Annotated in this window: 14 protein-coding genes; 13 read left to right on the top strand and 1 reads right to left on the bottom strand. The window is 70.3% G+C overall.

Features of this window, described 5'->3' with window-relative positions:
• Window positions 1-460 precede the first annotated feature (460 nt).
• The 13 genes from uvrC to EJ357_RS11240 all read left to right on the top strand — a co-directional run bounded on the left by uvrC (window position 461) and on the right by EJ357_RS11240 (window position 17,166).
• Window positions 461-2,593 (top strand): excinuclease ABC subunit UvrC, encoded by a 2,133-nt coding sequence (uvrC, locus tag EJ357_RS11300; RefSeq protein ID WP_126391144.1) that lies wholly within the window; start codon window positions 461-463, stop codon window positions 2,591-2,593.
• Window positions 2,590-3,606, top strand: a complete 1,017-nt coding sequence (rapZ, locus tag EJ357_RS11295; protein ID WP_126391142.1) for an RNase adapter RapZ — start codon at window positions 2,590-2,592, stop codon at window positions 3,604-3,606. The genes uvrC and rapZ overlap by 4 nt, the downstream gene beginning before the upstream one ends.
• Window positions 3,603-4,670, top strand: a complete 1,068-nt coding sequence (locus EJ357_RS11290; protein ID WP_126391140.1) for a gluconeogenesis factor YvcK family protein — start codon at window positions 3,603-3,605, stop codon at window positions 4,668-4,670. Before rapZ ends, EJ357_RS11290 begins: the two co-directional genes overlap by 4 nt.
• Complete coding sequence (gene whiA, locus EJ357_RS11285; RefSeq protein ID WP_126391138.1) at window positions 4,661-5,650, top strand: DNA-binding protein WhiA; 990 nt, start codon at window positions 4,661-4,663, stop codon at window positions 5,648-5,650. The genes EJ357_RS11290 and whiA overlap by 10 nt, the downstream gene beginning before the upstream one ends.
• Window positions 5,651-5,801: 151 nt before the next feature.
• Window positions 5,802-8,756: a M14 family metallopeptidase gene (locus EJ357_RS11280; RefSeq protein ID WP_126391136.1), complete on the top strand. Its 2,955-nt coding sequence runs from the start codon at window positions 5,802-5,804 to the stop codon at window positions 8,754-8,756.
• A 229-nt stretch (window positions 8,757-8,985) separates the two neighbouring features.
• Window positions 8,986-9,993, top strand: coding sequence for a type I glyceraldehyde-3-phosphate dehydrogenase (gap, locus tag EJ357_RS11275; RefSeq protein WP_126391134.1), 1,008 nt, complete (start codon window positions 8,986-8,988; stop codon window positions 9,991-9,993).
• 142 nt (window positions 9,994-10,135) lie between these two features.
• A complete protein-coding gene (locus tag EJ357_RS11270; RefSeq protein ID WP_126391132.1) occupies window positions 10,136-11,347 on the top strand; it encodes a phosphoglycerate kinase in 1,212 nt (403 codons plus the stop codon).
• 5 nt (window positions 11,348-11,352) lie between these two features.
• Entirely contained in the window at window positions 11,353-12,129 is a 777-nt protein-coding gene (gene tpiA / locus EJ357_RS11265; protein ID WP_126391130.1) for a triose-phosphate isomerase, read from the top strand.
• A gap of 123 nt (window positions 12,130-12,252) precedes the next feature.
• Complete coding sequence (secG, locus tag EJ357_RS11260; RefSeq protein ID WP_031121198.1) at window positions 12,253-12,489, top strand: preprotein translocase subunit SecG; 237 nt, start codon at window positions 12,253-12,255, stop codon at window positions 12,487-12,489.
• Window positions 12,490-12,690: 201 nt separating this feature from the next.
• A complete protein-coding gene (locus EJ357_RS11255) occupies window positions 12,691-13,026 on the top strand; it encodes an RNA polymerase-binding protein RbpA (protein ID WP_003976875.1) in 336 nt (111 codons plus the stop codon).
• A 145-nt stretch (window positions 13,027-13,171) separates the two neighbouring features.
• Window positions 13,172-14,440: an MFS transporter gene (locus EJ357_RS11250; protein ID WP_126391129.1), complete on the top strand. Its 1,269-nt coding sequence runs from the start codon at window positions 13,172-13,174 to the stop codon at window positions 14,438-14,440.
• A 52-nt stretch (window positions 14,441-14,492) separates the two neighbouring features.
• Window positions 14,493-16,148 carry a glucose-6-phosphate isomerase gene (gene pgi / locus EJ357_RS11245; protein ID WP_126391127.1) on the top strand — a complete coding sequence of 552 codons (1,656 nt, stop codon included), beginning with the start codon at window positions 14,493-14,495 and terminating at the stop codon, window positions 16,146-16,148.
• A gap of 91 nt (window positions 16,149-16,239) precedes the next feature.
• Window positions 16,240-17,166 (top strand): hypothetical protein, encoded by a 927-nt coding sequence (locus EJ357_RS11240; protein ID WP_126391125.1) that lies wholly within the window; start codon window positions 16,240-16,242, stop codon window positions 17,164-17,166.
• Between the two features lie 31 nt (window positions 17,167-17,197).
• Here EJ357_RS11240 and EJ357_RS11235 read toward each other — a convergent pair whose 3' ends face one another.
• The gene (locus EJ357_RS11235; protein ID WP_126391123.1) at window positions 17,198-19,516 is read right to left on the bottom strand and encodes an ABC transporter permease; all 2,319 of its coding nucleotides are present in this window, start codon (window positions 19,514-19,516) and stop codon (window positions 17,198-17,200) included.
• Window position 19,517 lies beyond the last annotated feature (1 nt).

The following is a 19,517-nucleotide window of genomic DNA, read 5'->3' as shown; positions in this document are numbered from 1 at the left end:
CAAGTCCCGACAACACCTGATGCCCAACAGCGGTGCTGCCCGACCGAGCTGCGAGGCCGTCCAGGGCCTCGCGGCCAGCCGTCGCCGTGTCCGTCCCCGTGCTGCGCCCGTCGCCCAGCACCTCCGTGATGTTTTGCGCCGAAAGAGGCGATTTAGGTGGTAAGTCGCGTGCCGGGCTCAGGAGGGTCTGGCCGGCCTGCGCGAGAGGGGGCGGACACGAGGTGGTGGGCCAGGCGGGTGAGGCGGGACGGGCTGCCGGAACCGGTGGCAGGCGAGCGGCCGCAAGGTCGACTGTCAGGTCAGGAGCCGGGGCACCGTCGTGGACGGCCCGCCTCCCGGAGGGCGGCGACGACCACCGCCACGCTCTGGCCGCACTCACGTTTCTGCAGCCCCGCCGGCCGCGGGAGCGGTTGTCCACAGCCTCGCCGGACTGTCACCCCTCGCCAGTAGGGTGTGAGACATGGCCGATCCCTCCAGCTACCGCCCCAAGCCGGGACAGATCCCGGACTCTCCCGGGGTGTACCGGTTCCGTGACGAGCACCGCCGGGTGATCTACGTCGGAAAGGCGAAGAGCCTGCGTCAGCGCCTGGCGAACTACTTCCAGGACCTGGCGGGCCTGCACCCGCGCACCCGCACGATGGTCACCACGGCGGCGTCCGTGGAGTGGACCGTGGTGTCCACAGAGGTCGAGGCGCTCCAGCTGGAGTACTCCTGGATCAAGGAGTACGACCCCCGGTTCAACGTCAAGTACCGCGACGACAAGAGCTACCCGTACCTCGCGGTGACGATGAACGAGGAGTTCCCGCGTGTGCAGGTGATGCGCGGTCACAAGAAGAAGGGCGTCAGGTACTTCGGACCGTACGCGCACGCGTGGGCCATCCGCGACACCGTGGACCTCCTCCTGCGCGTCTTCCCCGTGCGCACCTGCTCGGCCGGCGTCTTCAAGAACGCCCGCCGCACCGGCCGCCCCTGCCTGCTCGGCTACATCGGCAAGTGCTCCGCCCCCTGCGTGGACCGTGTCTCCGCCGAGGAGCACCGCGAACTGGCCGAAGAGTTCTGCGACTTCATGACCGGCCGCACGGGTGCCTATCTGCGCCGCCTGGAGAAGCAGATGATGGAGGCGGCCGAGGAGATGGAGTACGAGCGGGCCGCCCGCCTGCGCGACGACATCGAGGCCCTGAAGAAGGCCATGGAGAAGAACGCGGTCGTGCTCGCCGACGCGACCGACGCCGACCTCATCGCGGTCGCCGAGGACGAGCTCGAGGCGGCCGTGCAGATCTTCCATGTGCGTGGCGGCCGGGTGCGCGGCCAGCGTGGCTGGGTCACCGACAAGGTCGAGGAGATCACCACCGGCGCCCTCGTCGAGCACGCCCTCCAGCAGCTCTACGGCGAGGAGACCGGGGACGCCGTGCCCAAGGAGGTCCTCGTCCCGGCCCTCCCCGACCCGCTGGAGCCCGTGCAGGAGTGGCTCACGGGGCGCCGCGGCTCCGGCGTCTCGCTGCGCATCCCGCAGCGCGGGGACAAGCGCGCCCTGATGGAGACCGTCGAGCGCAACGCCCAGCAGGCGCTCGTCCTGCACAAGACCAAGCGCGCCTCCGACCTGACCACGCGCTCACGTGCCCTGGAGGAGATCGCCGACGCCCTCGACCTGGACAGCGCCCCGCTCAGGATCGAGTGCTACGACATCTCGCACCTGCAGGGCGACGACGTCGTGGCCTCCATGGTCGTCTTCGAGGACGGGCTGCAGCGCAAGAGCGAGTACCGCCGCTTCCAGATCAAGGGCTTCGAGGGCCAGGACGACGTCCGCTCCATGCACGAGGTGATCACCCGCCGCTTCAAGCGCTACCTCGCCGAGAAGGAGCGCACGGGCGAGTGGGCCGACGGCGAGGACACCCTCGCCGACGCACCCTCCGGCGCCGACGACGGCCTCACCTCCCCCGACCGCCCCACTTCCCCCGACCCCCTCGCCGAGGCCCCCCTCACCAACGGCCTCAAGGACGACGAGGGCCGCCCCAGGCGCTTCGCCTACCCCCCGCAGCTCGTCGTCGTCGACGGCGGCCGGCCGCAGGTCGCGGCCGCCCAGCGCGCTCTGGACGAGCTCGGCATCGATGACATCGCCGTCTGCGGCCTCGCCAAGCGTCTGGAGGAGGTCTGGCTGCCAGGCGACGACGACCCGGTGGTCCTGCCCCGTACCAGCGAGGGCCTCTATCTGCTCCAGCGCGTCCGGGACGAGGCCCACCGCTTCGCGATCACCTACCAGCGCACCAAGCGCGCCAAGCGTTTCCGGTCGAGCCCGTTGGACGATGTCCCCGGCCTCGGTGAGACTCGCAAGCAGGCGCTGATCAAGCACTTCGGTTCGGTGAAGAAGCTGCGATCCGCGACAATCGACCAGATCTGCGAGGTTCCGGGCATAGGTCGTAAAACGGCCGAGACGATTGCCGTGGCACTCGCCCAGGCGGCCCCGGCCGCACCCGCCGTGAACACGGCGACTGGAGAGATCATGGAAGACGAGGAATCCGAAACGACGGCGGAGACCTCGGGGGAGCCCGTGTCCGCGGGCGCCCCGGACGAACGACGGGGGCAGGAGAGATGAGCGAGCACGAGACACACCCCACAGCAGGGCGAGATCAGCAGACCCAGGAAACGCACAAGGAAACCGGCGAGGATCTCACCCAGCAGGACGCACGCCAGGAAGACGGAGCACAGGTGAGTACGGGCATCGAGACAGCCGGGGTCCCCGAAACGGCCATCCCTGAGCTGGTGATCATCTCCGGCATGTCGGGGGCCGGCCGCTCGACGGCCGCCAAGTGTCTGGAGGACCTCGGCTGGTTCGTCGTCGACAACCTCCCTCCCGCGCTGATCCCCACCATGGTGGAGCTCGGCGCCCGCTCCCAGGGCAACGTGGCGCGGATCGCGGTGGTCGTCGACGTCCGAGGCAGGCGCTTCTTCGACAACCTCCGCGAGTCCCTCGCCGAACTCGACACGCGGGGCGTCACACGCCGGATCGTCTTCCTGGAGTCCTCCGACGACGCCCTGGTGCGCCGCTTCGAGTCGGTGCGCCGCCCGCACCCCCTCCAGGGCGACGGCCGCATCGTCGACGGCATCGCCGCCGAGCGCCAGCTGCTGCGCGAGCTGCGCGGTGACGCCGACCTGGTGATCGACACCTCCAGCCTCAACGTGCACGAGCTGCGGGCCAAGATGGACGCCCAGTTCGCCGGCGAGGAGGAGCCCGAGCTGCGGGCCACGGTCATGTCCTTCGGCTTCAAGTACGGCCTCCCGGTCGACGCGGACCTGGTCGTGGACATGCGCTTCCTGCCCAACCCGCACTGGGTCCCGGAGCTGCGCCCCTTCACGGGCCTGAACGAGGAGGTCTCGGCGTACGTCTTCAACCAGCCCGGCGCGAAGGAGTTCATCGACCGCTACTCCGAGCTGCTGCAGCTGATCGCGGCCGGATACCGTCGTGAGGGCAAGCGGTACGTGACGATCGCGGTCGGCTGCACCGGCGGCAAGCACCGCTCGGTCGCCACGTCCGAGAAGCTCGCGGCACGCCTTGCATCCCAGGGCGTGGAGACGGTGGTCGTGCACCGGGACATGGGACGGGAATGACGGGACGTACTCCGCGGCTGAGCAGGCTGCGTCGCGCGGTGCCCGAGTCGCGCGCGGGCCGGCCCGTCGAGGCCCGCGGTGCCAAGCCGCGCCGCCGGGGCACCCAGCCCAAGGTCGTCGCCCTCGGCGGCGGCATGGGCCTGTCCGCCTCGCTCGCCGCGCTGCGCCGGATCACCGGCGACCTCACCGCCGTCGTCACCGTGGCCGACGACGGCGGCTCCAGCGGGCGTCTGCGCGACGAACTGGGCGTGCTGCCGCCCGGCGACCTGCGCAAGGCGCTGGCCGCGCTGTGCGGCGACGACGACTGGGGCCAGACCTGGGCCCGCGTCATCCAGCATCGCTTCCACTCCAAGGGCGACCTGCACGACCACGCGGTCGGCAACCTGCTGATCGTCGCCCTGTGGGAGCAGCTCGGCGACCACGTCCAGGCCCTCGACCTGGTCGGCAAGCTGCTCGGCGCGCACGGGCGCGTGCTGCCCATGTCCGCCGTGCCGCTGGAGCTGCAGGCCCTGGTCAAGGGGCACGACCCGGACCGGCCCGAGGACGTCGACACCATCCGCGGCCAGGCCAACGTCGCCCTCACCCCCGGTGAGGTGCAGTCGGTGCACGTCGTGCCGCACGACCCGCCCGCCGTCCCGGAGGCCGTCGCCGCCGTCCGGGACGCGGACTGGGTGGTGCTCGGGCCGGGCTCCTGGTTCTCCTCGGTCATCCCGCACCTGCTCGTGCCCGATCTCCTGGACGCCCTCATCGAGACGAAGGCGCGCCGGGTACTCTCGCTGAACCTCGCCCCGCAGCCGGGAGAAACCGAAGGCTTCTCCCCGCAGCGTCATTTGGAGGTTTTGGGACGACACGCCCCTAAACTCGCCCTGGACGTGGTGCTGGCCGACGAGGCCGCCGTGCCCGATCGGGATGTGCTCACCGAGGCCGCCAAGCGACTCGGTGCCGCGGTCGAGCTGGCCCCGGTGGCCCGGACGGACGGGACGCCCCGGCACGACCCGGAGCTCCTCGCCGCCGCGTACGACCGTATTTTTCGGATGCATGGAAGGATCGGCCCATGGCGATGACGGCAGCGGTGAAGGATGAGATCTCCCGGCTTCCCGTCACCCGGACCTGCTGCAGGAAGGCGGAGGTCTCCGCCATTCTGCGGTTCGCCGGCGGCCTCCACCTGGTGAGCGGGCGCATCGTGATCGAGGCGGAGCTGGACACCGCGATGGCGGCCCGCCGGCTCAAGCGGGACATCCTGGAGATCTTCGGCCACAGCTCCGAGCTGATCGTGATGGCTCCGGGCGGGCTGCGCCGCGGTTCGCGCTACGTCGTGCGGGTGGTCGCGGGCGGTGACCAGCTGGCCCGCCAGACCGGCCTGGTCGACGGGCGCGGCCGCCCGATCCGCGGCCTGCCCCCGCAGGTGGTCTCCGGGGCCACGTGCGACGCCGAGGCCGCCTGGCGCGGTGCCTTCCTGGCGCACGGCTCGCTCACCGAGCCCGGCCGCTCGTCCTCCCTGGAGGTGACCTGCCCGGGCCCCGAGGCCGCGCTCGCCCTGGTCGGCGCGGCACGCCGGCTGTCGATCGCCGCCAAGGCCCGTGAGGTGCGCGGCGTGGACCGCGTGGTCGTCCGGGACGGCGACGCGATCGGCGCCCTGCTGACCCGCCTCGGCGCGCACGAGTCGGTGCTGGCCTGGGAGGAGCGCCGGATGCGCCGCGAGGTCCGCGCCACGGCGAACCGCCTCGCCAACTTCGACGACGCCAACCTCCGTCGCTCCGCGCGCGCGGCCGTCGCCGCCGGGGCCCGCGTGCAGCGCGCGCTGGAGATCCTCGCCGACGAGGTCCCCGAGCACCTCGCCGCGGCCGGACGCCTGCGCATGGAGCACAAGCAGGCCTCCCTGGAGGAGCTGGGCGCGCTCGCCGACCCGCCGCTGACCAAGGACGCCGTCGCCGGCCGTATCCGCCGTCTGCTGGCCATGGCCGACAAGCGGGCCCAGGACCTCGGCATCCCGGGCACGGAGGCCAACCTCTCCGACGAACTGGCGGACAACCTCGCGGGATGAGGTGAAAGATCGTCAACAGACCGGTGCCGACGTCCACTTGGGATGTCGGCACCGGTATTTGTGTGTCTTTGCGGCACTCTTGACTGGACCGTGAAGTGGCATGAGCCTGGCAGTCATTCGTCACTGTGGCGAAAGACTGCTAGGGGGGTTCATGAGACCCAGAGCGAGATCGATCCTCGCTGCCGGTGCGCTCCTGATAGGCGGAGCGAGTATCGCACCCATCGCCCAGGCACAACCGGGAAGTTCAGAAGAAACCGACGCGAACGAAGTCAAGGTCTTCCGCGCCGAGGTCACCAAGAAGCAGGTACCCCTGCTGCTGGCGGCCGGCCAGGACGGCCACGAACTCAGCGAGCAGGCACCCGAGAAGGGCAAGGCCACGGTCGAGGTCTACCTCACCGACAAACAGGCCGAGAAGCTCGAGAAGCAGGGCGTCGAGCTCACGGAGCACGAACTCTCCGCCAGGGCCGAGGCCCGTACGGAGAAAGCCGCGGAGGGCGTGTACCGCCCGTACAGCGGAAGTGGGGGGCTCAAGGAGGAGATCGTCCGGACCGGGCAGGAGAACCCCGGCCTCACCAAGGTCGTCTCCATCGGCAAGACGATCAACGGCCAGGACATCCTGGCGGTCAAGCTCACCAAGAACGCCAAGAAGACGAAGGACGGCGCCAAGCCGTCCGTTCTCTACGTCTCCAACCAGCACGCGCGCGAGTGGATCACGCCGGAGATGACCCGGCGTCTGATGCACTACTACCTGGACAACTACAAGACGGACAAGCGCGTCAAGAAGATCGTCGACTCGACCGAGCTGTGGTTCGTCCTCTCGGCCAACCCCGACGGCTACGACTACACGTTCAAGGACTCCAGCACCCGCCTGTGGCGCAAGAACCTGCGCGACATCAACGGCGACGGTGTCATCAGCACCGGCGACGGCGTCGACCCCAATCGCAACTTCGCCTACAAGTGGGGCTACGACGACGAGGGTTCGTCCCCCAACCCCACGAGCGAGACCTACCGCGGCGCCTCCCCGGCTTCCGAGCCCGAAACGAAGGCGATGGACGCCTTCCAGAAGCGCATCGGGTTCGAGTACGGCATCAACTACCACTCCGCGGCCGAGCTCATCCTCTACGGCGTCGGCTGGCAGGTGGCCACGGACACCCCGGACGACGTCCTCTACGAGGCCCTCGCCGGCACCCCGGAGAACCCCGCGATCCCGGGCTATCACCCGCAGGTCTCCTCGGAGCTGTACACCACCAACGGCGAGACCGACGGCCACGCCGCGAACCTCAACGGCATCGCGATGTTCACGCCCGAGATGTCGACCTGCCAGACCGCGTCGAACATCGACCCGAACGACCAGTGGAACGCGGCCGACTGCCAGTCGGTATTCAACTTCCCGGACGACGAGAAGCTGATCCAGCAGGAGTTCGCAAAGAACGTCCCGTTCGCGCTCTCCGTCGCCGAGTCCGCCGCGCGCCCCGACCAGCCGGCGTCCTCGCTGGGTCTGAAGGCCGCCGACTTCACGCCGGCGCCGTTCACCACGTCGTACTCCCGCGGCGCGGACCAGGAGGTGTCCGTCGTCGCACGGAAGTCCGTGCGCGACAAGGAGCTCAAGTACCGCGTCAACGGCGGCCGTACGGAGGACATGGCGCTGAAGCCCTGGAAGGGCGGCGAGACGTACGGCGGTGACGACAACCTCTACTTCGACGAGTACCGGGCCAAGGTCGCCGACGGCGACCCGGGTGACAAGGTCGAGGTGTGGTTCACCGGCGAGACCAGGAGCGGAAAGCCCGTCTCCAGCGAGCACTTCACGTACACCGTGGCACAGCGGCCGCGCGCGGACGTCCTCGTGGTCGCCGAGGAAGGCGCCACCGCGGCACACGCGCAGAAGTACGTCGACGCGCTCAAGGCCAACGGCCACCGGGCGATCGTCTGGGACGTCGCCACTCAGGGCGCGCCCGACGCGCTCGGCGTGCTGGGCCACTTCGACACGCTCGTCCACTACACGGGCGCGAACGTCCCGGGCAACGCAACCCAGCTCCAGCTGCGCGCCTACCTCAACGAGGGCGGCAAGCTGATGGAGGCGGGCGAGCAGGCCGGCGGCAACGTGGACCTCGGCGGCGGCAACCTGTCGAACGACTTCAGCCAGTACTACCTGGGCGCCTACTCCCGTACGTCGACCCCCGGGGCCACCGGCTTCACCGGTTCCGGCAAGCTCGGCGGCTTCACCGGAGCGCTCGGCGACGCAACCGGCAACCCGCTCGACAAGGCCGGGACGTACGGCGTCACTTCGGACGAGCTGCCCGCCGCCACGTACCCGCAGTTCGCCAGCGCGGGCGCGGGCCAGTTCGCCGGGACCGTCAACCCGTACGGGCCGTACACGGGCTCCTACATGGCGGCCGCCGTGCACACCGACGACGCCTACAAGCGGCTGACCAGGACCGTCGACCTCACCGGTGTGACGGCGGCGGACAAACCGACGCTGCGCACCCAGCTGCTGTGGGACGTCGAGCCCGGCTACGACAACGTCTTGGTCGAGGCCCACACCACGGGTGCCGAGGACTGGACGACCCTCCCCGAGGCGGGCGGCGCCACCAGCACCACCGTGCCGGCCGACTGCGAGGCCGGGTTCTACGTGGGCGAGCACCCCTGGCTGGCCCACTACCTGACCGTGGCCAACAGCGGCTGCACCGCGACCGGCAGCAGCGGCTCGTGGAACGCCCTCACCGGTGCCTCCGAGGGCTGGAAGCAGCTCGACTTCGACCTGAGCGCGTACGCGGGCAAGACGGTCGAGGTCTCGATCGGCTACGTCAGCGACCCGGCCTTCGGCGGTCACGGCGTCCTCGCCGACGAGGCCTCGCTCGTCGTCGGCGGTACGGCGACCGAGACCGAGGGCTTCGAGACGTCGCTCGGCGCCTGGAAGGTGACCGGACCGCCCGCGGGCAGCCCGGCCGTCCTCAAGGACTGGGCGCGCACCGGGACGCTGTTCCAGACCTATGGAGCGGTCACCACGGACGACACGGTGCTGCTGGGCTTCGGCCTGGAGCATGTCACCGCGGCGGCCGACCGTACGGCGCTCATCGGAAAGGCCCTCGACTCACTTGACGAGTGACACGCCGAGGTCAACTGTGCGCGACACACAGTGACCGAATCGAGTGATCCGGGCTTCAAAGCAGGGCGGTCCGTACCCCTACTGGCGGGTACGGGCCGCCGTGCCGTGTATGGGACATCTGGATGTCACCGCGGCGGCCTCAGAGAGGTAGGGTCGTAGGCGGTCGGGGACATCCCAAACAGAGCTCGCCGGCACCGCATGGCCGGCGTACCAACGAGGAGATCGGTTCGTGACGATCCGCGTAGGCATCAACGGCTTCGGTCGTATCGGTCGCAACTACTTCCGCGCGCTGCTGGAGCAGGGTGCAGACATCGAGATCGTGGCTGTCAACGACCTGGGTGACACTGCGACCACCGCTCACCTGCTGAAGTACGACACGATTCTGGGCCGCCTCAAGCAGGAGGTCACCCACACCGCCGACACGATCACCGTCGACGGCAAAACCATCAAGGTCCTGTCCGAGCGCAACCCCGCCGACATCCCGTGGGGCGAGCTCGGCGTCGACATCGTCATCGAGTCGACCGGCATCTTCACCAAGAAGGCCGACGCCGAGAAGCACATCGCCGGCGGCGCCAAGAAGGTCCTCATCTCGGCTCCGGCCTCCGGCGAGGACATCACCATCGTGATGGGCGTCAACAACGACAAGTACGACCCGGCGAACCACCACGTCATCTCCAACGCCTCCTGCACCACCAACTGTGTGGCGCCGATGGCCAAGGTCCTCGACGAGAACTTCGGCATCGTCAAGGGTCTGATGACGACGGTGCACGCGTACACCAACGACCAGCGCATCCTGGACTTCCCGCACAAGGACCTGCGCCGCGCCCGCGCCGCCGCCGAGAACATCATCCCGACCACGACGGGCGCCGCGAAGGCCACCGCCCTGGTCCTGCCGCAGCTCAAGGGCAAGCTGGACGGCATCGCGATGCGCGTCCCGGTCCCGACCGGCTCGGTCACCGACCTCGTCCTGGAGCTCGGCCGCGAGGTCACCAAGGAAGAGATCAACGCCGCCTTCCAGAAGGCCGCGGAGGGCGAGCTCAAGGGCATCCTCGAGTACACCGAGGACCCGATCGTCTCCTCCGACATCGTCAACGCCCCGGCGTCCTGCACCTTCGACTCCTCCCTGACCATGGTCCAGGAGGGCAAGAACGTGAAGGTCATCGGTTGGTACGACAACGAGTGGGGCTACTCCAACCGCCTCGTCGACCTCACGGTCTTCGTCGGCAACCAGCTCTGATATCCAGAGCGAGCACATGATGTGAGTCAGGGCTCGGGCGGCGCAGGGACGCGTCGCCCGAGCCCTGACTCACGTGCGGATCCAACCTGTTGGATCACGAGCGTTTCCGAGCGATCACGAGCCCTTCCCAGGAGTCCCCTACATGAAGACGATCGACGAACTTCTCTCCGAAGGCGTCGCCGGCCAGCGGGTCTTCGTCCGCGCCGACCTGAACGTGCCGCTGGACGGCACCACCATCACCGACGACGGCCGTATCCGCGCCGTGCTGCCCACCGTCAAGGCGCTGGCCGAGGCGGGCGCCCGTGTCGTCGTCGCCTCCCACCTGGGCCGCCCCAAGGGCGCTCCGGACCCGGCCTTCTCCCTCGCGCCCGCCGCCGCGCGCCTGGGTGAACTCCTCGGTGGCGACGTCGCGTTCGCGACCGACACGGTCGGCGAGTCCGCCACGTCCACGGTCGCGGGCCTCGCCGACGGGCAGGTCGCGGTCGTCGAGAACCTCCGCTTCAACGCCGGCGAGACGAGCAAGGACGACGCCGAGCGCGGCGCCTTCGCCGACCAGCTGGCCGCCCTCGCCGACGTCTACGTCGGTGACGGTTTCGGTGCGGTGCACCGCAAGCACGCGTCCGTGTACGACCTCCCGGGCAAGCTGCCGCACTACGCGGGCTACCTCATCGCGGGCGAGGTCGCCGTCCTCAAGAAGCTCACCGAGGACGTCAAGCGGCCGTACGTCGTCGCGCTCGGCGGCGCCAAGGTCTCCGACAAGCTCGCCGTGATCGACCAGCTCCTCGGCAAGGCAGACCGGCTGCTCATCGGCGGCGGCATGGCGTACACCTTCCTCAAGGCCAAGGGCTACGAGGTCGGCATCTCCCTCCTCCAGGAGGACCAGATCCCGGCCGTGCAGGAGTACATCGAGCGCGCGGAGAAGACCGGCGTCGAGCTGGTCCTGCCGGTCGACGTCCTGGTCGCCACCGAGTTCCCGGACCTGAAGACCAAGGCCCCGGCCAACCCCACGACCGTCGCCGCGGACGCCATCCCCGCCGACCAGGAGGGTCTGGACATCGGTCCCGAGACCCGCAAGCTGTACGCCTCGAAGCTCGCCGACGCCGCCACCGTCTTCTGGAACGGCCCCATGGGCGTCTTCGAGCACCCCGACTACGCCGAGGGCACCAAGGCGGTCGCCCAGGCCCTCGTCGAGTCCAAGGGCTTCACCGTGGTCGGCGGTGGCGACTCCGCCGCGGCCGTCCGCACCCTGGGCTTCGACGAGACCGCATTCGGCCACATCTCGACCGGTGGCGGCGCCTCCCTCGAATACCTCGAGGGCAAGACGCTCCCCGGCCTCGCCGCACTGGAGGACTGACCCTGATGAGCACGCGCACGCCGCTGATGGCGGGCAACTGGAAGATGAACCTCAACCACCTCGAGGCCATCGCCCACGTCCAGAAGCTCGCCTTCGCCCTGGCCGACAAGGACTACGACGCCGTCGAGGTCGCCGTCCTGCCGCCCTTCACCGACCTGCGCTCCGTGCAGACCCTGGTCGACGGCGACAAGCTGAAGATCAAGTACGGCGCCCAGGACATCTCGGCGCAGGACTCCGGCGCCTACACCGGCGAGATCTCCGGCCCGATGCTGGCCAAGCTGAAGTGCACGTACGTGGCGATCGGCCACTCCGAGCGCCGCCAGTACCACGCCGAGACCGACGAGATCGTCAACGCCAAGGTCAAGGCCGCCTACAAGCACGGCCTCACGCCGATCATGTGCGTCGGCGAGGAGCTGGACGTCCGCGAGGCCGGCAACGCCGTCCCGCACACGCTTGCCCAGGTCGAGGGCGGTCTGAAGGACCTCCCGGCCGAGCAGGCCGAGACCATCGTGATCGCCTACGAGCCCGTCTGGGCCATCGGCACCGGCAAGGTCTGCGGCGCCGATGACGCGCAGGAGGTCTGCGCCGCCATCCGCGGCAAGCTCGCCGAGCTGTACTCGCAGGACGTGGCCGACAAGGTCCGTATCCAGTACGGCGGCTCGGTCAAGTCCGGCAACGTCGCGGAGATCATGGCCAAGGCCGACATCGACGGCGCTCTCGTCGGCGGTGCTTCGCTGGACGCCGACGAGTTCGTCAAGATCGTGCGGTTCCGCGACCAGTGAGTATGCGGTAACGGCGATTCGTCGTACCCTTGCGGGGGTCGGGGCTTGGAAAGTGAGCATGAGGCTCACAAGAAAGAGCTTCGACCCCCGTCGTCATCCGAATCCGAGGAAGTTGGTCCAGCCGTGGTTCTGGGGTTCTCCATCGCCCTGATCGTCTTCAGCCTGCTGCTGATGCTGCTGGTGCTGATGCACAAGGGGAAGGGCGGCGGCCTCTCCGACATGTTCGGTGGCGGCATGCAGTCGTCCGTCGGCGGCTCCTCGGTCGCCGAGCGCAACCTCGACCGGATCACCGTGGTGGTCGGTCTGCTGTGGTTCGCGTGCATTGTCGTGCTCGGCATCCTGATGAAGGTGAACAACTGACCGGCACGCACAATCCGTACGTAAGGCCCCATGTTCGGTACGCGCAGCTGAGCGCGGCCTATCATGGGGCTTGCGTCTTGGTGTAAGGGCTATGTAACTCGAATCACTGGACGCGCGTTGGGCCTTACGTAGACTGAGGCGCTCGCAGCGAAGCGAAACGCCGACTCGCTTTGCGGCACCATCACGCAGGGAGTTACGACCGTGGCAAGTGGCAACGCGATCCGAGGAAGCCGGGTCGGGGCGGGGCCGATGGGCGAGGCCGAGCGTGGCGAGTCCGCGCCGCGTCTGCGCATCTCCTTCTGGTGCTCCAACGGGCACGAGACGCAGCCCAGCTTCGCCAGCGACGCGCAGGTTCCCGAGACCTGGGACTGCCCGCGCTGTGGTTTCCCCGCCGGACAGGACCGGGACAACCCGCCGGACCCGCCGCGAACCGAGCCCTACAAGACGCACCTGGCGTATGTACGGGAACGGCGCAGCGATGCGGACGGCGAGGCGATCCTCGCCGAGGCGCTCGCCAAACTCCGGGGCGAGATCTAGGAGTTGAGGACCGGCCAGGTGCCCGCGGGCGCCTGGCCGGACCCGTTTGAGGCACAGGGCCGCGCCGCTCGCGGACCGATTGTCAGTGGCGCCCTCTACGGTTCGTGTATCGATCTTTCGCATCGATGGACCGTGAGGGGGACTGGTGACGACGGCTGAGGCGGCAGGACTGCGTGCGCCCGCATGGCGCGGTGGGTTCGGGCGGTTGTGGACCGCAGCCGTGGTCTCGCGGCTCGGAGACGCGCTGCGTACGACCGCGCTGCCGCTGCTCGCCGTGCAGCTCACGGACGATCCCCTGATCATCGCCTCGGTCACCGCCTGCGGCTATGTGCCCTGGCTGCTGTTCGGGCTGCTCGGCGGAGCCGTGGCGGACCGGGTGGACCAACGGCGCGCGATGTGGGCGGTCGATCTCGTACGAGGGCTGCTCGTCGCCGGATTCGCCCTCGCCGTCGGACTCGGGCACGCGTCGATCCCCCTGCTGCTGGCGCTCGCTTTCTCACTGACCACACTCCAGACGCTGTTCGACAACGCGTCCACCGCCCTGCTTCCGTCCCTGGTGGACCGCGAGGCCCTGGGCAGTGCCAACGCCCGGCTGATGACCGGCCAACAGCTCGCGGGCGGCCTGCTGGCGGGCCCGTTCGTACCGCTGCTGCTCACGGCGGGGGCCGCCATGCCGTTCGCGGCCGACGCGGGCACCTATCTGCTGGCCGCCGCCCTGGTGGCCTCCCTGCGGGTACGGCCGCCCGAGCGAGGGCCCCGCCCGGCGGGCAGCACTCTGCGGGCCGAGATCGGCGAGGGGCTGCGCGTCCTGTGGCGGGACCGGGCACTGCGGTCGGTCTGCGTGGCCACGCTGCTCTGCAACATCGGTATGGGGGCCCTGATCGCCACCCTGGTGCTGCACGTGACGCGCTGGCTGCACGGGGGAGACGCGGCGTACGCGGCTGCGATGACGGCGTACGCGGCCGGCAGCCTGGCCGGGGGGTTCGCGGCCCAGCGGATCGCGCGCAAGGCCGGAAGGGTGGCGGCGCTGCTGCTCGCCGGGACCGTCCAGACGGCGTCGCTGCTGCTCGCGGGGACCGTCAGACACCTGCCGGCCCTCCTGGTGGCCATGGCACTGCTCGGCGCCATGGGCATGGTGTGGAACGTCAACCAGGTGACGCTCATGCAGCAGCGCAGCCCCGACGCCATGGTGGGCCGCATCGCCTCGTCCTTCCGCACGGCCTCGACAGCCGGTGCCCCGCTCGGTGCGCTGCTCGGCGGTGCCGTGGCCGGGGCGTTCGGGCTCAACGCGCCCGCCCTGCTGACCGCGGTGCTGTTCGCCCTCGCCGTCACCTCGTTGATACCGACGCGCAAGGTGGACGTACCTGTTGTTGCGCCGGAGGACGACGCCGTGACGGGTCACGCCCCGCGCTGATCAATTAGGTTGGAACAGCTGGGACAGGCACGAAAGAAGGCTGAAGTCGGACATGAACGCAGACGGCCGTACCAGGCTCAACCGGACGCCCGAGTGGACCGCGCTGGCCAAGCACCGCGAGGAGCTGGGCGAGGTGCGGCTGCGGGAGCTGTTCGCCACCGACCCGGGCCGCGGTGCGGGGTACACGCTGCAGGTCGGCGACCTGCACATCGACTACTCCAAGCACCTGGTCACCGACGAGACACTGCGGCTGCTGCGCGAGCTGGCCGCCGCCACGGACGTGTTCGGGTTGCGGGACGCCATGTTCCGCGGCGAGAAGATCAACACCACCGAGGACCGCGCGGTGCTGCACACCGCGCTGCGCGCGCCGCGTGACGCGGTGATCGAGGTCGACGGGGAGAACGTCGTCCCGGCTGTGCACACCGTCCTCGACAGGATGGCCGGCTTCGCCGAGCGGGTCCGCTCCGGCGCCTGGACCGGCCACACCGGCAAGCGCATCAGGAATGTCGTCAACGTCGGCATCGGCGGCTCGGACCTCGGGCCGGCCATGGCGTACGAGGTGCTGCGCAGCTACACCGACCGCGACCTCACGGTCCGCTTCGTGTCGAACGTCGACGGTGCCGACCTGCACGAGGCCGTCCGTGATCTGGACGCCGCCGAGACGCTGTTCGTCATCGCCTCCAAGACGTTCACGACGATCGAGACGATCACCAACGCGACGTCGGCGCGCAACTGGCTGCTGGGCGAGCTGAAGGCGGGTCAGGAGGCGGTCGCCAAGCACTTCGTCGCCCTGTCGACGAACGCCGGGAAGGTCGCCGACTTCGGTATCGACACGGCGAACATGTTCGAGTTCTGGGACTGGGTCGGCGGACGCTACTCGTACGACTCGGCCATCGGGCTCTCGCTGATGATCGCCATCGGTCCGGACCGCTTCCGGGAGATGCTCGACGGCTTCCGGACCGTCGACGAGCACTTCCGCACCGCGCCCGCCGAGGCCAACGTGCCGCTGCTGCTGGGCCTGTTGGGCATCTGGTACGGCAACTTCCACGACGCCCAGTCGCACGCGGTGCTGCCGTACAGCCACTACCTGTCGAAGTTCACGGCGTATCTGCAGCAGCTGGACATGGAGTCCAACGGCAAGTACGTCGGCCGGGACGGGCGGGAGGTCGACTGGCAGACCGGGCCGGTCGTGTGGGGCACACCGGGGACCAACGGGCAGCACGCCTACTACCAGTTGATTCACCAGGGCACCAAGCTGATCCCGGCGGACTTCATCGGCTTCGCCGAGCCGGTCGCCGAGATGAGTGACGAGCTCAAGGCGCAGCACGACCTGTTGATGGCGAACTTCTTCGCCCAGACGCAGGCGCTGGCGTTCGGCAAGACGCCTGACGAGGTGCGTGGTGAGGGGGTGCCGGAGGAGCTGGTGGCCCACAAGACGTTCAAGGGCAACCACCCGACGACCACGATCCTCGCGCGCGAGCTGACCCCGTCGGTGCTCGGACAGCTGATCGCGTTGTACGAGCACAAGGTGTTCGTGCAGGGCGCGGTGTGGAACATCGACTCCTTCGACCAGTGGGGCGTCGAGCTCGGCAAGGTCCTCGCCAAGCGTGTCGAGCCCGCGCTGACCGAGGGCGCCGAGGTGCAGGGTCTGGACGCGTCGACGAAGGCGCTCGTCGCCAAGTACCGGGAGCTGCGCGGCCGGCAGTGACCGGGGACGCCGGTGGCGGGCGGCGCATGGTCGTCCGCTTCCCGTAGACTCCCTCGTTGATCATGGTCACGATCACTCGGGGGAGTGCAAGTTGACGCATCCACAAGGGAGTTGGACCGGCGGCGCGCTGAGCGCCCGGTCGTTCCTGAAGCCGCATCATGTGGCGCGCGCGATGTTCCATCCGACCTGGATCCCGGAGCCCCTGGACCCGTCGGTGGACGCGCTCAAGCGCGTGCGGGTGATCGCGGGCGCGGTCGCGGCGTTCGGTGTCTACACCTTCGTCGAGGGCGGCTTCGCCTTCGACGAGATGCTCGACAACGCGGCCACCGCCTGTGCCGTCCTGCTGTTCATCACGCCGCTCACGGTCGGCGTGATGCTCTGTCTCTGGCAGCGCTCCGGCGCCGGTACGGCCGGGCAGCTGCGGCAGCCGCTCGTCAGGTCGCTGAAGTTGCTGCTGCTGTTCGTCGGCTCGGCACTGGGGACGGTGCTGATCTTCCAGGTGGGCGGCGCCCTCGGGACGCTCGGGAACATGCTGTTCAGTCTCGTCGGTCTGTGGATGGGCTTCTTCGTGATCGCCGGTGCCTACCGGATCTCGGGGAACTTCTTCGGCACGGCTGCGGTGCACCGCTGTCTGCCGCCGCTGCTGGCCACGGTGACGACCTGGTTGATGGCCATCCCCGATCTCGTGACGGGTGACCTGCACGGCCTCGGCCTGGCCATGGGCGTCTTCTTCATCCTGGGCGCACCGGTGACGGTCACCGGGATCGCACTGCTGGAGATGCGGCGGCTGGAGCAGCGCTACGGCATCAGGCTGGCGGCGCACCCGGCCACGCTGCCGACACCGACACCGACACCGACACCGACACCGACTCCGACACCGCCGCCACCGTCGTACGCCCCGAACGGCTTCGTGCCGCCGCAGGGCAACCCGTACGCGCCGGGCCCGCAGAACCCGTACATGCCGCAGCCGCCGCATCACCCGCAGCCGCCTCACGGCCACGGCCCCTACGGCGGCTGACCGCCCGAAACGCGTCCGCCCGGCCGCTGGCTCAGGCGACCGCGCTCAGTGTGTCCGCGAGTCGGCGGCGGGCCGCGCGGGAGGCGGGGACGGCGGCCAGGGCGGCCGCTCCCGTGACCGCCGCGGCGCCGAAGAGGAGCAGGAGAGCGGGGGAGGGGCCCTGGGCGATCCCGGCGCCGATGCCGCTCGATCTGCCCTGGGCGTCGATCAGCCAGTGGGCGAGGGGTGTGCCCAGGGCCGTACCGATGACGACCGCGGCCAGGGCGGTGCAGGTCGTGGACACGACGGTGATCGCGGTGATCTGGCGCGGGGAGAGGCCGATGGCCTTGAGGGCCAGCAGGTCGCGCTCGCTCTCGCGGACGGTGCCGCCGATCGCCGTCAGCAGTTCGATGAGGCCGATGAGGGCCAGGACCACGATCAGGCCCACGACCACGCCGCGCAGCGGGGAGAGGCCGTCGGCGGGGTTCGGGACGGCGTGCACGTCCAGGCGTCCGTGGCCGGCGGTGGCCAGGCGGTCGGCGACCTGTTGCGGGTCCGCGCCGGGACGGAGCCGCAGCTCGTAGAGGGTGGGGCCGAGGTCCGGGTCGTTCTCGCGGAGGGTGTCGAGGGACGTGGAGATGACCCGGCCGGCGTTCTCCGGCTCGATGCTGCGGCCGACGAGGTGCAGGATCTGCGGCTGGTCGCCGACGGTCATGCGGACCCAGTCGCCCACCTGGACGTCCAGCAGGTCGAGCAGCCCCTGCCCGGCCACCGCCTCGTCGCGACCCTGGGGTGCGCGGCCCTCGGCGAGGGCGTACGGGTAGGGGTCCTGGTGGGTGCCGAGGCCGCGCAGAGCGATGGTGGCCGTCTGGCCCGGGACCAGCGCGGCCACCTCGACGCCCGGGTATGCGGCGGCGACCTGTCGGTCGCGTTCCAGCAGCGTACGGGCGTCCGGGTCGGCCAGGCCCGAGTCGGCGCGGGCGGTCAGGGCCGTCGGCAGGCCCATCCGGTCGGGCCTGCTGTCGAAGCGGTCGATGGTGGTCCACGCGCTCATCGCCACCACGATCAGCAGCAGGGGCAGCGCGAGCCGGGCGACCGTGGCCAGCGACCGCGGACGGCGCGTGAAGGCCCGGTGCCAGCCCAGCACCAGCGCGGGCGGCAGCCGCAGCCCGAGCGCCTGCCGGGCCGCGCCCGAGAGCCGCCCGCCGAGCGGGGCCGCGGGCCGTGGCACCGGAACCGGAGGCACCCGCCCCGCACGCCACGCCGCGAGCCCCGTGGTCGCGCCGATGAGCAGCACCGCGCCCACCGGCACCACGAACAGGGCCACGGTGTTTCCGGGCAGCCCCTGCCACACCCCGACCGCGTCCCCGAGCCGGCCCGGGACACGGCTGCCCAGGGCCTGGATGACGGACGCCGCGGCCACGGCGCCCAGGAGTGCGTAGGCGAGGTGCTGGAGCAGGAAGACGCGGACCACCTGGCCCGGGGTGAAGCCGATCGCCTTCAGCACCGAGATGTCCCGCAGATGGCCGCGGATCCGGGTGCCGATCGCGCCGTGCACGGCGAGTCCGGCCGCGACCAGCGCGCCCAGCCCGAACAGGCCCAGCACCTGCCCGAGCAGCCGGTTGTCGCCCTGCGCCTCGGAGCGGGCCTGCTTCCAGGTGGAGACCTCGCTGACCGCGCCGGCGCCCAGCACGGTCACGGCGCGCTGCACGGCGTAGTCGGTGTCCTCGGGGTCCGTCAGGCGCAGCCCGATCACCTCGCCGCCCGGGTCGCGTACGGCGGACGGCGACGCCCAGACGAGCCCCGGCTGCTCTCCCGCCCGGTAGCGCGGCTCGGCGCTGTCGGCGATGCCGAGGACGGTCAGGGTCCGGGGCGTGCCGGTGGCGGTCCCGAGGTCGGTGCCGGTGCCGTCGGCGGGCAGGGTGAGAGTGTCGCCGGGTGCGGCCAGGAGGGCGCGGGCCAGGCGGGTCTCCAGGACGACGCCGTCGGGGGTCGCGGGATCCAGCCAGCGGCCGGAGGTCAGCAGCGGGCGGCCGACGGTGGGGCGTTCGGAGGTGCCGCGCAGCTCGACGGAGGCGCGGGTGCCGCGCGCGGCGAGGGTGGTGGAGGCGGTGGGATAGGGGCCCGCGACGGACTCGACGCCGTCGAGTTCGGCCAGCTTCCCGGTGTCGGCCGAGGGGCCGGTGTGCAGCCAGACGTGCGCACCGCGTGCCTGGGTGAAGACGCGCTGCCAGGGGTTGGTGGCGTAGCCGAAGAGCGCCGTGGCCAGCAGCAGCGACACGACGATCCCGGCCGTGGCCAGCACGAGGAACAGCGCCTCGCCGCGGTGTGTCCGCAGATCGGAGTGCGCCCAGCGCAGGGTGGCTCGCATG

This window comes from Streptomyces cyaneochromogenes (assembly GCF_003963535.1).
Classification (GTDB): Bacteria; Actinomycetota; Actinomycetes; order Streptomycetales; family Streptomycetaceae; genus Streptomyces; species Streptomyces shaanxiensis.
The sequence above is the reverse complement of the archived record's forward strand: the minus strand, read 5'-3'. Positions and strand labels throughout refer to the sequence as shown.

Excerpts from the sequence above, each read along its gene's own strand:
- EJ357_RS11270 (WP_126391132.1), top strand. The coding sequence starts at position 10,136 with ATGAAGACGATCGACGAACTTCTCTCCGAAGGCGTCGCCGGCCAGCGG.
- tpiA (WP_126391130.1), top strand. The coding sequence starts at position 11,353 with ATGAGCACGCGCACGCCGCTGATGGCGGGCAACTGGAAGATGAACCTC.
- pgi (WP_126391127.1), top strand. The coding sequence starts at position 14,493 with ATGAACGCAGACGGCCGTACCAGGCTCAACCGGACGCCCGAGTGGACC.
- uvrC (WP_126391144.1), top strand. The coding sequence starts at position 461 with ATGGCCGATCCCTCCAGCTACCGCCCCAAGCCGGGACAGATCCCGGAC.
- rapZ (WP_126391142.1), top strand. The coding sequence starts at position 2,590 with ATGAGCGAGCACGAGACACACCCCACAGCAGGGCGAGATCAGCAGACC.
- EJ357_RS11235 (WP_126391123.1), bottom strand. The coding sequence starts at position 19,516 with ATGCGAGCCACCCTGCGCTGGGCGCACTCCGATCTGCGGACACACCGC.
- whiA (WP_126391138.1), top strand. The coding sequence starts at position 4,661 with ATGGCGATGACGGCAGCGGTGAAGGATGAGATCTCCCGGCTTCCCGTC.
- EJ357_RS11290 (WP_126391140.1), top strand. The coding sequence starts at position 3,603 with ATGACGGGACGTACTCCGCGGCTGAGCAGGCTGCGTCGCGCGGTGCCC.
- EJ357_RS11280 (WP_126391136.1), top strand. The coding sequence starts at position 5,802 with ATGAGACCCAGAGCGAGATCGATCCTCGCTGCCGGTGCGCTCCTGATA.